This is a genomic window from Streptomyces sp. NPDC051217, from assembly GCF_044455465.1.
Lineage (GTDB): Bacteria > Actinomycetota > Actinomycetes > Streptomycetales > Streptomycetaceae > Streptomyces.
Map to the genome: position 1 here is coordinate 99,951 of NZ_JBITEV010000013.1, position 13,464 is coordinate 113,414.

A 13,464-nucleotide genomic window follows, 5' to 3' on the forward strand; every position below is an offset into this window, starting at 1 on the left:
CGTCCGAGGGCGACGGTCCGCCGGACAGGACGACTGGGAGCGAGCGCGGCGCAATGGGTGAGGTCTTCGCTGGTCGGTACGAGTTGGTCGACCCGATCGGACGTGGCGGTGTGGGCGCCGTCTGGCGTGCCTGGGACCACCGGCGCCGCCGGTATGTCGCGGCCAAGGTGCTGCAGCAGAGCGACGCGCACACACTGCTGCGTTTCGTACGCGAGCAGGCCGTGCGGATCGATCACCCGCACGTACTCGCACCTGCCAGCTGGGCCGCCGACGACGACAAGGTCCTGTTCACCATGGACCTGGTGAGCGGCGGATCGCTGGCCCATGTCATCGGCGACTACGGGCCGCTGCCCCCGCGTTTCGTCTGCGTCCTGCTCGACCAGCTGCTCGCCGGTCTCGCGGCGGTGCACGCCGAAGGCGTCGTACACCGAGACATCAAGCCCGCCAACATACTGCTGGAGGCCACCGGGACCGGCCGGCCGCATCTGAGGCTGTCCGACTTCGGCATCTCCATGCGCAAGGGCGAGCCGCGCCTGACGGAGACCAACTACGTCGTGGGCACGCCCGGTTACTTCGCGCCGGAGCAGATGATGGGCGCGGAGCCGGACTTCCCCGCCGACCTCTTCGCCGTCGGCCTGGTCGCGCTCTATCTCCTGGAGGGGCAGAAGCCCGACTCCAAAGCCCTGGTGGAGTATTTCACCGCGCACGGCACCCCGGGAGCGCCGCAGGGGATTCCCGAGCCGCTGTGGCAGGTCCTCGCCGGGCTGCTCCAGCCGGACCCGAACGCGCGATTCCGTACAGCCACGGGAGCACGCAAGGCCCTCACGGCGGCCGTCGAGATGCTGCCGGAGCCGACGGACGACGACGAGCCCGTCGAGGTCTTCGACCAACTCGGCCCGCTGCCGCACCCGTTCGGCCCCGAAGGCCCTGTCACGGCCTCCGACCCGAACCGGCCCGCCGCGGCCCCTCGGGCGCCCTCGTACGGAGACCAGCCCACGGGTGGCCTCACCGGGGGAGTGACCGGCGGGGTCGCCGTGGGAATGACGGGCGGGACGACCACCGGGCAGCCGCCCCAGGGCGGCCGGAGCGCCCCCTGGACGCCCGACGCCCCCTCCGGACAGCAGGAGCCCGCCACCGGGACCTCCATGTCGGAGACCGGCAGCTTCCATCTCCCCCCGCCGCCCCAGCCCGAGCAGCAACAGGCACCGCAGCACCATTCTCAGCAATACCAACCCCACCAACCCCCCTCCGGACCCCACCCGTTGCAGCCGTCCCCGCCCCCCGCTCCGTACTCCACGCCCACGCATCCGCTCGCCTCTCCCCCCGCGGCGCCCGACCTGTCGCAGGCGCCCACCACCGCGGTGCCGCACGACGACGTGCAGCACACTCGTAGATACACCGCTCAGCAGCCCGGGGTTCCCGCCCAGTACCCGCCGGCCCCGTACGCCCCGACATCCGGCGCGCACACCCCGGCCCACGCCCCCGCGCCCGCCCCGGTCCCGCAGAAGCGACCGGGACCGCCACCCAAGGTGACGGTCCCGGTTCTGCTGCTCGCACTTGTCTGTTTCGCCGTGGGGTTCTGGGCCCTCTCGCAGACCTGACGGCCCGGCCGCCAGACCCGAACGCCCCGCCCCGCTACCGCCCCGTCCCCCGCCGCCTCGCGAGCAGCATCCACCCGCCGAGCCCCAGCACCAGCACCGTCCCGGTACCGATCCCGCCCGCCGCGACCAGCTTCATCGTCCCGGTGTCCTCGGCGGCTGACGCGGTCTTCCCGCCGTCGGGCCCCTCAAGGCCCTCGTCCGGCACACTGAACTCGCCCGCCGGACCGTCGTACCCCGGCCCGTCCGTCGCCGTACCGTCGACCGTCACGCGCAACGTCAGGTCGTGCGGCCCCTGCCCGAACTTCTCGCCGACCTCCGGGTTGAGGCTCACCCGCACGTAATACCAGCCGGCGAAGCGCATCGCCTTCTCCTCGCCGGCGGCACTGAAGCGGTTCGCGTAGTCCACCGGCGGCGCCGGCTCCGTCGACAGCGACTTCTGCTCGCCCCTGTACGACAGCGATTCGGTGCCGTCGACGAGCCCCCTCGCCGGGTTGTACACAGCGAGGGACAACGCGCCGGTGACGAAGCCGTCCCCCTCCGAACTGCCCAGCTCCGCACTGGTGAACAGTTGCTGCCCCCAATTGACCGGCACGCGATAGAAAAGCGACTCACCGGGATCGATCTCGGCTGTCCACTCACCCTGGCCCAGGCTCGCGGCGTCGGAGAATCCGGCGCCGCCCTCGCGCGCCTTCGCAGCGCCCGACGGCGGCTCGGGGGAGGCGCTCGGCCAGTCCTCGGGCGCCTCGGTGGGGCCGGCGGTCACCACCCCCGGCTCGGACAGGAAGCGCAGCTCCAGGTCCCACGCGTCCTGCGTGGACGTGGGTTTCGACTCCCGCTCCACGATCACGTAGTACGGTCCGGCCTTCCGGCAGGACCCGTACTCCTTGCCGTCGAGAGTCCGGGTCGCGTACGCGGTCAGCGGGTGCGGGTAGTCGCTCGCCGACAGGACACGGGCCTGTTCGGAGTCACAGTCACGGCCGTCGCTGTCCTGCATCGTGACCGTGAGCTTGTCGCCGTAGTCCACGCTCGACCCCAACTCCGGCACAGCGGTGGCGGACACGTACGCGTTCTTCGCGTCGTCCAGGTCCAGCCGGTAGAAGAGCTTCTTGCCCGGTTCGATCGAACCGCGGTACGTCGAGCCCGCTTCGAGCTGCCGCGCGGCACTGGTGCTCGCCGCGCCCTGGACGCGCTCGGCCCCCGGATCGAAGGCGTACGGACTCGGGCCCTCCGCCGCCCGCGCCGTACCGACCAGTCCAGGCAGGCCAGGCAGCCCCGGCCCTCCCGGCAGCCCCGGCTGCGCCACCACCGCGCACGTCGCCGCCACCGCGACCAGCGCGACCCGGCCCCTGTTGCGCAGCCTCTTCACGAGCTTCCCCTTGTCGTCCCGGCGGCTCCGCCGCCCGCCACCAACAGCCCGCACCCGCCGCCCGGGGGTCAGGGTGCCCGTCCATCCTCCCCCGCCGATCCCGCGCCTGTCTGCGCGGGCGGCCGATCCGTACACCCCCACCGCACCAGAACTTCACAAAAGCAACCAAATCATTCGCCAAGGCGAACCAAGCCGAACCAGCCGTACCGAACACCCGGTAGCGAACACGCCCCCACGACAACGCGAAGCCCCGGTCGCCTCAGCGACCGGGGCCCGCGTACCGACTACTGGGTCTCACACACCCGAACCTGCGGGCACGGAGTCGGTCGCCTCCGTCCACAGATCCTGCTCGGCGCGATCCGCCTGGATCTGGCGGTACACGAGGAGCCCGCCGATGGCGGCCAGTGCGACCAGGAGAAGCTTCTTCACCGCGCGACCTCGTCTTTCCTTGTCTTGGGGGCCTTCTGGCGCCCGACTATACACACCGACCGATACCGATCGGTGACCTACATGCAGCCCCAACTCAGGGGCCACCACCTCCAGTCAACACCCACGCAACGGAAAGCGATCCGCCCGGACAGAAGACTCTCTGTCCGGGCGGATCGGCGCTTGTGGGTCCAACAGGATGTGAACCCGCGGCCACGTCCTCGTCAGGACACGCCACCAAGTTCGAATGGTCCCCAGGTTGGCATCGTACGGCTCTGACCTGCATCTTCATCCGTCTACACCAGCAAACACCCGCCTGCCCCACCGACGGGACCCGCCCGGTGCCGCAGACCCGGGCGGCGGCGGCCACGAGACGGGCGGGGCCGTCACCACCCTGGCCGGGGACGGTGCGGCGCCTGCCCTGTCTCGCCGTCCAAAGGGATGCCGCGACTACTCGCCGCTGAGGATCTCGGCGACCTTGTCCGACAGACCGGTCGCGATCTCGTCGGCCACACCGGAGCCGACGATCGCGGCGATGATCAGCGCGACGAGAACGATGACGCCGACGTACTCGACCGCGCCCTGACCCTTGTCGCTCCGACGCTTCATCGCGGCGACGGCGGTGTTCGCCCAGGTGCCGACGTAGAGCTTGGCGTTGGTGGCGGCCTTCAGCGTGACGTTCGACATGAGACTTCCCCTTGTGTGTCGGCCGGCCGACTCCGGCCGACTCGTGCGAGTCTGTGATGTCCCCCCGCGTTCTCGGCCTCCTCCCGGCCGGTCTCGCTGGCGACATGAGAAACATACGGCGGCGGCAGCGGACTCGGCATGGGCCCCAAGGCCCAACCCCAGGCCCAACCAACGCATTGGGCCCTCACTCCGAACGTCATGGGATTCGTACGCCATGGGATATCGGCACGTCACGGGGTAATAACGGGATACCAAACCGGCATGAAGAAAGCCCGGTAGCTCCTGAGAGCTACCGGGCCTCTGACCTGCGGTCCAACTGCTGTGGGGCTAACAGGATTTGAACCTGTGGCCTCATCCTTATCAGGGATGCGCTCTAACCAACTGAGCTATAGCCCCGCGCTGCCCCTGAAGATTAGCGCACTCCAGGGCCAGTCCCAAAATCGATACCGGGGCCCCGTTCTCCCCCCGGCCGTCCCCCGTCCCCTCCCTGTCCAGCCTGCCGAGAGGGGCTCTTACTCGTCCTCCGCCAGCGTCAGTTCGACGCCGCCGACGAAACCCGCCGACAGGTTGTAGATGAAGGAGCCGAGCGTCGCCAGAGCCGTCGCCAGCACCACGTCGATCACCGCGATCACCGACGTGAAGATGAGCACGCGCGGCAGCGAGAGGAACGACTGCAGGTCGAAGCCGTTGCTCTCGTTCGAGCCCGTCGCCTCGCTGATCGTCCCGCCCACCGTCGAGAAGACGCCCATCGCGTCCATGACCATCCACAGCACCGCCGCCGCGATGACCGTGCACACGCCAAGGGCGATGGAGAGCAGGAAGCTGACCTTCATCACCGACCACGGGTCGGCCTTCGCCACCCGCAGCCGCGCCTTGCGCGTGCGCGGTGTCGTACGTGCGCCCGTACGCGGCAGGCGTACGCCCGTCGTCGTGGACTGCCGGCCGCCGTCGGCCGGATATGTCTGTGCCGGCTGCCCCGGACTCACGCCCTGCCCCTGTCCTTGGCCCAGCTGAACGTGCGGCTGCGCCTGAGCCTGTGCCGGCTGTGCGGCCGGTCGCTGCTGTCCGCCCTGCGTCCCCCCGCCCGACGGCGTCGGATACGCCTGCGGCGGGTGGTACGGCTGCGCCGCCTGCTGCTGCGGCTGCTCGGATCCGTACGTCTCATAGGGGGGCTGCTGCCCCCGGGTGTCGGTCACCGTACCCCCTGGGAGTCCGTGGCAGAGCCACGGGCACCGTTCGCTCCGGAAGCGGCCGAGCCGGCGCCCGTGGCTCCACTCACGCTGTCTACTCCTCGTGCTCCGCGACCGAGGGCTGGGTGCCCTCAGCGTCCTCGGCAAGCGCGGCTCCTTCGGTCACCGGACCTTCGTCGCCATCCTCGCCGACGACCCCTTCGACCTCTTCAGCCTCACGACCGGCCTCGGCGTTACGAGCGATACCTACCACGGCATCGCGCTTGCCCAGGTTGATCAGTTGAACACCCATGGTGTCACGGCCCGTCTCCCTGACTTCGTTGACTCGCGTACGAATCACACCGCCGCCCAGGGTGATGGCGAGGATCTCGTCCGTCTCCTCCACCACCAGCGCACCGACCAGCGACCCGCGGTCCTCCACGATCTTCGCGGCCTTGATGCCGAGGCCGCCACGTCCTTGGACGCGATACTCGTCGACGTTGGTTCGCTTCGCGTAGCCGCCGTCTGTAGCAGTGAACACGAACGTACCGGGCCTGACGACATTCATCGACAGCAGTTCGTCCCCTTCGCGGAAACTCATCCCCTTCACACCCGATGTCGCCCGCCCCATCGGCCGCAGCGACTCGTCCGTCGCGGTGAAACGGATCGACTGCGCCTTCCGGCTGATGAGCAGCAGATCGTCGTCCGCCGACACCAGCTCGGCGCCGATCAGCTCGTCGTCCGCGCCCGAGTCCGTCTCACGGAGGTTGATCGCGATCACACCACCGGAGCGGGGCGAGTCGTAATCCTTCAGAGACGTCTTCTTGACCAGACCGGCCTTCGTGGCCAGAACCAGATACGGCGCCGCCTCGTAGTCCCGTACGGCGAGGATCCGCGCGATCTTCTCGTCCGGCTGGAACGCCAGGAGGTTCGCCACATGCTGGCCGCGCGCGTCACGGCCGGCGTCGGGAAGCTCGTACGCCTTCGCCCGGTACACCCGCCCCTTGTTCGTGAAGAAGAGCAGCCAGTGGTGCGTCGTCGACACGAAGAAGTGGTCGACGATGTCGTCCGACTTGAGCTTCGTACCGCGCACGCCCTTGCCGCCGCGCTTCTGCGAGCGGTAGTCGTCGGTCTTCGTACGCTTCACATAGCCGCCACGCGAGATCGTGACGACGATGTCCTCCTCGGCGATCAGGTCCTCGATGGACATGTCACCGTCGAAGGGCACCAGCTTGGAACGCCGGTCGTCACCGAACTTGTCGACGATCACCGCCAGTTCCTCGCTGACGATCTGCCGCTGCCGCTCCGGCGAGGCGAGGATCGCGTTGTACTGGTTGATCTTCGTCTGGAGCTCGTCGTGCTCGGCGACGATCTTCTGCCGCTCCAGCGCCGCCAGCCGGCGCAGCTGCATCTCCAGGATCGCGTTCGCCTGGATCTCGTCGATCGACAGCAGGCGCATCAGGCCGCCGCGCGCCGTCTCGACGGTGTCGCTGCGCCGGATCAGCGCGATGACCTCGTCGATCGCGTCCAGCGCCTTGAGCAGACCACGCAGGATGTGCGCGCGCTCCTCGGCCTTGCGCAGGCGGAAGCGCGTACGCCGGACGATGACCTCGATCTGGTGCGTCACCCAGTGCCGGATGAACGCGTCGATCGACAGCGTGCGCGGCACACCGTCCACCAGCGCCAGCATGTTCGCGCCGAAGTTCGTCTGCAGGTCGGTGTGCTTGTACAGGTTGTTCAGCACGACCTTGGCGACCGCGTCGCGCTTGAGCACGACCACCAGCCGCTGCCCCGTACGCGAGGACGTCTCGTCACGCACATCGGCGATGCCGCCGACCTTGCCGTCCTTCACCAGGTCGGCGATCTTCTGCGCGAGATTGTCGGGGTTGGTCTGGTACGGCAGCTCCGTGACGACCAGGCACTGCCGGTTCTGGATCTCCTCGACCGCGACGACCGCGCGCATCGTGATCGAGCCACGGCCCGTGCGGTACGCCTCCTCGATGCCCCGATGGCCCACGACCAGCGCGCCGGACGGGAAGTCCGGGCCCTTGATGCGCTCGATCAGCGCGTCCAGCAGCTCCTCGTGCGAGGCGTCCGGGTGCTCCAGCGCCCACTGCGCGCCCGCGGCGACTTCCCGCAGGTTGTGCGGCGGGATGTTGGTGGCCATACCGACGGCGATGCCGGCCGATCCGTTGATCAGCAGGTTCGGGAAGCGCGCCGGCAGGACCGTCGGCTCCTGGTTGCGGCCGTCGTAGTTGTCCGTGAAGTCGACGGTCTCCTCGTCGATGTCCCGGAGCATCTCCATCGACAGCGGCATCAGCTTGCACTCGGTGTACCGCATGGCGGCGGCCGGGTCGTTGCCGGGAGAGCCGAAGTTGCCGTTGGAGTCCACCAGCGGCATCCGCATCGACCACGGCTGCGCGAGGCGGACCAGCGCGTCGTAGATCGAGGAGTCGCCGTGCGGGTGGTACGTGCCCATCACGTCACCGACGACGCGGGCGCACTTGTAGAAGCCCTTCTCCGGCCGGTATCCGCCGTCGTACATCGCGTACAGCACCCGGCGGTGGACGGGCTTCAGACCGTCCCGTACGTCGGGCAGCGCACGCGACACGATGACGGACATCGCGTAGTCGAGGTAGGAGCGCTGCATCTCCGTCTCGAGCCCCACGGGCTCGACACGCATGCCCACGCCTTCCACGGCGGGGACGTCTTCGGGCATCACAGGAGTGTTCTCGTCGGCCATTGCTGGTCAAAGTTCCTTTCGGCCTTTTCGATGGCGGTCAGCGGGAGACCGACTCAGATGTCGAGGAAGCGGACGTCCTTGGCGTTGCGCTGGATGAACGAGCGCCGTGCCTCGACGTCCTCACCCATCAGCACCGAGAACAGGTCGTCGGCCTGCGCCGCGTCGTCGAGCGTGACCTGGCCGAGCACGCGGTGGTCGATGTCCATCGTCGTGATGCGCAGCTCCTCGGCGTTCATCTCGCCGAGGCCCTTGAAGCGCTGGATCGAGTCTTCCTTGATCCGCTTGCCGTTCTGCTTCCCCAGCTCGACCAGGGCGTCGCGCTCCCGGTCCGAGTACGCGTACTCGAAGTCGTCCCGGCCCCACTTGATCTTGTACAGCGGGGGACGGGAGAGATAGACGTGTCCGGCCTCGACCAGCGGGCGCATGAAGCGGAAGAGGAACGTCAGCAGCAGCGTGTTGATGTGCTGGCCGTCGACGTCGGCGTCCGCCATCAGAATGATCTTGTGATAGCGGAGCTTCTCGATGTCGAAGTCCTCGTGCACACCGGTGCCGAACGCCGAGATCAGCGCCTGCACCTCGGTGTTCTGGAGGATCTTGTCGATCCGTGCCTTCTCGACGTTCAGGATCTTTCCGCGGATCGGAAGAATGGCCTGATACTGCGGGTTACGGCCGGACTTCGCGCTGCCGCCGGCCGAGTCGCCCTCGACGATGAAGATCTCGCACTTGGACGGGTCGTTCGACTGGCAGTCGCTCAGCTTGCCGGGCAGCGACGCCGACTCCAGCAGACCCTTGCGACGGGTCAGATCCCGCGCCTTACGGGCCGCGACCCGGGCCGTGGCGGCCTGGATCGACTTACGGATGATGTCGGCCGCCTCATTGGGATGCCGGTCGAACCAGTCGGTCAGGTGCTCGTGCACGATCTTCTGTACGAAGGTCTTCGCCTCCGTGTTGCCGAGCTTGGTCTTCGTCTGGCCCTCGAACTGGGGCTCGCCCAGCTTGACCGAGATGATCGCCGTCAGACCCTCGCGGATGTCCTCGCCCGCCAGGTTGTCGTCCTTCTCGCGCAGGAACTTCTTCTCGCGCGCGTAGCGGTTGACCAGGCCGGTCATCGCCGCGCGGAAGCCCTCCTCGTGCGTACCGCCCTCATGCGTGTGGATCGTGTTCGCGAAGGAGTACACCCCCTCGCTGTACTGCGAGTTCCACTGCATCGCGATCTCCACCGAGAGCATCCGCTCCTTGTCCTCGGCATCGATGTCGATGACCGTGGGGTGGATCAGCTCGCCCTTGCGGGAGTTCAGGTACTTCACGAAGTCGACGATGCCGCCTTCGTAGTAGTACGTGACGCTGCGGGCCGGCTCCTCGCCGGGCTTCTCGGCCGAGTCCGTGCCCGCGACGTCGGCGCCCACGACGGCCTTCGCCGACTCGCGCTCGTCGGTCAGCTTCAGGGTCAGGCCCTTGTTGAGGAAGGCCATCTCCTGGAAGCGGCGGGACAGCGTCTCGAAGGAGTACTCCGTCGTCTCGAAGACGTCGGGGTCCGCCCAGAAGGTGACCGTCGTGCCCGTCTCGTCCGTCGCCTCGTTGCGCGCCAGCGGCGCCGTCGGCACCCCGAGCTTGTAGTCCTGCGTCCAGCGGTAGCCGTCAGTCTTGACCTCGACGGCGACCTTCGTCGACAGCGCGTTCACGACGGAGACACCCACGCCGTGCAGACCGCCGGAGACGGAGTAGCCGCCACCGCCGAACTTTCCGCCCGCGTGCAGCACCGTCAGCACGACCTCGACGGCCGGTTTGCCCTCGGACGGGACGATGCCCACGGGGATGCCACGGCCGTTGTCGACCACACGTACCCCGCCGTCGGCGAGGATCGTGACGTCGATGGTGTCCGCGTGCCCGGCCAGGGCCTCGTCGACGGAGTTGTCGACGACCTCGGTCACCAGGTGATGAAGGCCACGTTCACCGGTCGAGCCGATGTACATGCCGGGACGCTTGCGGACCGCGTCCAGGCCCTCCAGCACCGTGATGGCACTGGCGTTGTACGAGGCCGTGACCTCGCCGTTCTCACCAGTGGCTACGGACGGAGTCTTCTCGTTGGGGTTGCCGGAATCGGCCACGAAGCGCCCTTTCTGGCACAGCACAGGCCGTTCTCCGGACAGGCGGGAGCGGCTGCGTCGTTCGGCTTGCGACAGTGTTTGTCAGTCTTGGTAGGCGAGTCCCGCCGACGGGGCGGGATTCTCCATCAGTCTACCGGTAGCGGCGACCCGAGTGGGGGTTTGCCGGTACCTGAGTCCGCATGTGCCGCCCTGAACCGGCGGCTGCCGACTCCCCATATTCGGGCAGGGGCTCCAAGAGGCTCACGCGGGCTTTGAGCGCTTCGGGCTGTCAACCTCCGGCTACCGTGAGGGACAGCTCACACTGCGCAGGCGTACGACGAGGTCACAGCGGTCTCCCCGGTACCGCCGAGCGACGCCGGGGAACTGGTGTGAAGTGACGCCCGCCGAGGGGCTGTTGGGGCCCTCGCGGCCCTCCTGATGGCCCGTCGAAGCAGGTCCGCGCGGCGCCGCGGTCAACCGCGAGGCGCCCCCGTCAGCCGTACGGGGAGGCGGCGGGAGAGCGCGCCCAGGGCTTCCGGAAGGTTCGGGGTGGGGGCGCGCGGCGACGTACGGAGCGTGGCCGGGCGGCTACCGAGCGGCCCCGTACCGGCGTGCGCCTCCGGGATACCTGCGCGAAGGGCCTCCCCGCTCAGCCGTACGTGTCCCCCGGGCCCTTGCTGCCCGGCGCCCGCAGCCCGCCGAAGCGCCGCGGCGGACCGGCCGGGCCGCGCACCTTGATCACCTTCACCGTGCCGTGTCCCAGGTCCTCGTTCAGCCGGGCCACCAGCCGGGGAGCCAGCAGCCGCAACTGTGTCGCCCAGGCCGTCGAGTCGCAGATCACCGTCAGGATCCGCTCGTCCTCCTCGTACCGCTCCGGCACACAGTGATTGGCCAGGTCGTCGCCCACGATCTGCGGCCAGCGGCCCATCACCCCGCCCACCGCGGCGGGCGTCTCCCAGCCGCGCTCGGTGATCAGCCGGTTGATCGCGGCGCCCAGCGACAGCGGATCACGGCCGTCGGCCCCCGAGCCCGACCGCAGACCGCCGCCCCGTCTGGCCTGCTTCTTCTGCTGGGCCGCGGCGCCACGGGCCCGTGCCTGCTCCTTCGCCGCCCGCAGCGCGACCCGCGCCAGGTCGACGCCCGACGCCTCCACGCCCGATGCCTCGACGGGCGCCGGCGCGGCCGACTCCGACGGCCCCCCGCTCCTCTCCGGGCCGCTCATGCCCGCTCCACCGCGCCATCGGCCACCGTGAACCGCACCCCCGCCAGGATGCCCGGCACATCGTCGTCCACCGCCGCCGTGACCAGCACCTGCTCGCCGGGCGCCACCAGCTCCGCCAGCCGCTCCCGGCGCCGCGCGTCCAGTTCCGCGAAGACGTCGTCGAGGACCAGCACCGGCTCGTTGCCCTCGGCGCGCAGCAGGTCGTACGAGGCCAGCCGCAGCGCCAGCGCGTACGACCAGGACTCGCCGTGGCTCGCGTACCCCTTGGCCGGCAACTGGCCCAGTTTCAGCAGCAGTTCGTCCCGGTGCGGACCCACCAGCGTGACCCCCCGTTCGATCTCCTGCTTACGTGTCCCCGCCAGCGCGGCCATGAGCTGGGCGTACAGCTCCTCGCGCGAACGCGGCACCTCGGCGCCCGTCCCGCCGGAAGCGGCACCCTCGGAGCCGGCGGACGAGGAGCGGTACTCCAGCGCCACCGGCCCACCGCCGGGCGCCAGCTGCTCGTACGCCTTGTCCGTCAGCGGCTGCAGCGTCTCGATCAGATCCAGCCGCTGCGCCAGCAACTCCGCGCCCACCTGGGCCAGATGCTGGTCCCACACGTCCAGCGTGGACAGATCCATCCCGCGCCCGCCGTGCCGCCGCGCCATCGCCGCCGACTTCAGCAGGGTGTTGCGCTGCTTGAGCACCCGGTCGTAGTCCGAGCGCACACCCGCCATACGCGGGGAGCGCGCCGTGATCAGCTCGTCGAGGAAGCGCCGACGCTCACCGGGATCGCCCTTCACCAGCGCCAGATCCTCCGGCGCGAACAGCACCGTCCGCACTATCCCCAGCACATCGCGCGGCCTGACCTGCGAAGACCTGTTGATCCTGGCTCTGTTCGCGCGCCCCGGATTGAGTTCGAGCTCGACCAGCTGCGAGCGCTCCCCCTGCGTGACGGCGGCCCGGATCACCGCGCGCTCGGCGCCCATGCGCACCAGCGGGGTGTCCGAGGAGACCCGGTGGCTGCCGAGCGAGGCGAGATAGCCGACCGCCTCGACCAGATTGGTCTTCCCCTGCCCGTTGGCCCCCACGAACGCGGTGACGCCCGGATCGAGCGGCACCTCGATCCGGGCGTACGAACGGAAGTCGGCCAGCGAGAGATGCGTGACGTGCATGGACGTGACCCGACCTCCCCGGTTCTCCGCGCCGCCCGCGAGGGCGAAGGACTACTTCTTGTTCTTGGGACCCTTGGGACCGGTCGGCTTGGGCTTGCCGGGCTTGCCGGGCTTGCCCGGCGTGCTCTCGTCCGCCTGCTCGACCGCGTGGCCACCGAACTGGTTGCGCAGCGCGGCGACCATCTTCATCTGCGGCGAGTCGTCCTGCCGCGACGCGAACCGGGCGAACAGCGACGCCGTGATCGCGGGCAGCGGCACCGCGTTGTCGATGGCCGCCTCGACCGTCCACCGGCCCTCGCCGGAGTCGTCGGCGTAGCCTCGCAGCGCGTCCAGGTGCTCGTCGCCGTCGAGCGCGTTGACCGCCAGGTCCAGCAGCCAGGAACGGATGACCGTGCCGTCCTGCCAGGAACGGAAGATCTCGCGTACGTCGGTGACCGAGTCGACCTTCTCCAGCAGTTCCCAGCCTTCGGCGTAGGCCTGCATCATCGCGTACTCGATGCCGTTGTGGACCATCTTCGCGAAGTGGCCGGCACCGACCTTGCCCGCGTGGACCGCGCCCTTGTCGCCCGCGGGCTTGAGGGCGTCGAAGATCGGCTGGACCTTCGCGACGTTCTCCGCCTTGCCGCCGTACATCAGCGCGTAGCCGTTCTGGAGGCCCCAGACGCCGCCCGAGACACCGCAGTCGACGAAGCCGACGCCCTTGATGCCGAGCTCCACCGCGTGCTTCTCGTCGTCCGACCAGCGCGAGTTGCCACCGTCCACGACCACGTCGCCGGGGGACAGCAGCTCCGCCAGCTCGTCGATGGTCGACTGCGTCGCCGCACCCGAGGGGACCATCACCCAGACGACCCGGGGGCCCTTGAGCTTGCTCACCAGCTCTTCGAGGCTGTGGACGTCCGCGACGTCCGCGTTCCGGTCATATCCGATGACGGTGTGGCCTGCGCGGCGAATGCGCTCGCGCATGTTGCCGCCCATCTTGCCGAGGCCGACGAGACCGAGCTCCATCAGT

General features: G+C 69.2%; 10 protein-coding genes and 1 tRNA gene. 1 reads left to right on the plus strand and 10 read right to left on the minus strand.

Annotation, left to right across the window (positions count from 1 at the left end):
• The first annotated feature begins 53 nt into the window (after positions 1–53).
• On the plus strand, positions 54–1,601 hold the full coding sequence (locus ACIBBB_RS26465; protein WP_398986134.1) for a serine/threonine-protein kinase: 1,548 nt from the start codon (positions 54–56) through the stop codon (positions 1,599–1,601).
• A gap of 34 nt (positions 1,602–1,635) precedes the next feature.
• Here ACIBBB_RS26465 and ACIBBB_RS26470 read toward each other — a convergent pair whose 3' ends face one another.
• From ACIBBB_RS26470 to gnd, 10 genes are all read right to left on the minus strand, one after another.
• On the minus strand, positions 1,636–2,967 hold the full coding sequence (locus tag ACIBBB_RS26470; RefSeq protein ID WP_398986136.1) for a hypothetical protein: 1,332 nt from the start codon (positions 2,965–2,967) through the stop codon (positions 1,636–1,638).
• 294 nt (positions 2,968–3,261) lie between these two features.
• Positions 3,262–3,396, minus strand: coding sequence for a DLW-39 family protein (locus tag ACIBBB_RS26475; protein ID WP_003958712.1), 135 nt, complete (start codon positions 3,394–3,396; stop codon positions 3,262–3,264).
• A 447-nt stretch (positions 3,397–3,843) separates the two neighbouring features.
• Positions 3,844–4,080 (minus strand): hypothetical protein, encoded by a 237-nt coding sequence (locus tag ACIBBB_RS26480; RefSeq protein WP_398986138.1) that lies wholly within the window; start codon positions 4,078–4,080, stop codon positions 3,844–3,846.
• A gap of 322 nt (positions 4,081–4,402) precedes the next feature.
• Positions 4,403–4,476, minus strand: a tRNA-Ile gene (locus ACIBBB_RS26485).
• 116 nt (positions 4,477–4,592) lie between these two features.
• Entirely contained in the window at positions 4,593–5,276 is a 684-nt protein-coding gene (locus tag ACIBBB_RS26490; protein WP_398986140.1) for a DUF3566 domain-containing protein, read from the minus strand.
• Positions 5,277–5,364: 88 nt separating this feature from the next.
• Complete coding sequence (gene gyrA, locus ACIBBB_RS26495; protein WP_398986142.1) at positions 5,365–7,992, minus strand: DNA gyrase subunit A; 2,628 nt, start codon at positions 7,990–7,992, stop codon at positions 5,365–5,367.
• Between the two features lie 53 nt (positions 7,993–8,045).
• The gene (gene gyrB, locus ACIBBB_RS26500) at positions 8,046–10,124 is read right to left on the minus strand and encodes a DNA topoisomerase (ATP-hydrolyzing) subunit B (RefSeq protein WP_398986144.1); all 2,079 of its coding nucleotides are present in this window, start codon (positions 10,122–10,124) and stop codon (positions 8,046–8,048) included.
• A gap of 604 nt (positions 10,125–10,728) precedes the next feature.
• Positions 10,729–11,301 carry a DUF721 domain-containing protein gene (locus ACIBBB_RS26505; RefSeq protein WP_398986146.1) on the minus strand — a complete coding sequence of 191 codons (573 nt, stop codon included), beginning with the start codon at positions 11,299–11,301 and terminating at the stop codon, positions 10,729–10,731.
• Entirely contained in the window at positions 11,298–12,455 is a 1,158-nt protein-coding gene (gene recF / locus ACIBBB_RS26510; protein ID WP_398986149.1) for a DNA replication/repair protein RecF, read from the minus strand. The genes ACIBBB_RS26505 and recF overlap by 4 nt, the downstream gene beginning before the upstream one ends.
• A 51-nt stretch (positions 12,456–12,506) precedes the next feature.
• Positions 12,507–13,460 carry a phosphogluconate dehydrogenase (NAD(+)-dependent, decarboxylating) gene (gnd, locus tag ACIBBB_RS26515; RefSeq protein ID WP_398986151.1) on the minus strand — a complete coding sequence of 318 codons (954 nt, stop codon included), beginning with the start codon at positions 13,458–13,460 and terminating at the stop codon, positions 12,507–12,509.
• Between the last annotated feature and the right edge of the window lie 4 nt (positions 13,461–13,464).

What these genes read in the sequence shown, in the direction of transcription:
- gnd (WP_398986151.1), bottom strand. Translation starts at nt 13,460, where the DNA reads ATGGAGCTCGGTCTCGTCGGCCTCGGCAAGATGGGCGGCAACATGCGC.
- recF (WP_398986149.1), bottom strand. Translation starts at nt 12,455, where the DNA reads ATGCACGTCACGCATCTCTCGCTGGCCGACTTCCGTTCGTACGCCCGG.
- ACIBBB_RS26480 (WP_398986138.1), bottom strand. Translation starts at nt 4,080, where the DNA reads ATGTCGAACGTCACGCTGAAGGCCGCCACCAACGCCAAGCTCTACGTC.
- ACIBBB_RS26465 (WP_398986134.1), top strand. Translation starts at nt 54, where the DNA reads ATGGGTGAGGTCTTCGCTGGTCGGTACGAGTTGGTCGACCCGATCGGA.
- gyrA (WP_398986142.1), bottom strand. Translation starts at nt 7,992, where the DNA reads ATGGCCGACGAGAACACTCCTGTGATGCCCGAAGACGTCCCCGCCGTG.
- ACIBBB_RS26505 (WP_398986146.1), bottom strand. Translation starts at nt 11,301, where the DNA reads ATGAGCGGCCCGGAGAGGAGCGGGGGGCCGTCGGAGTCGGCCGCGCCG.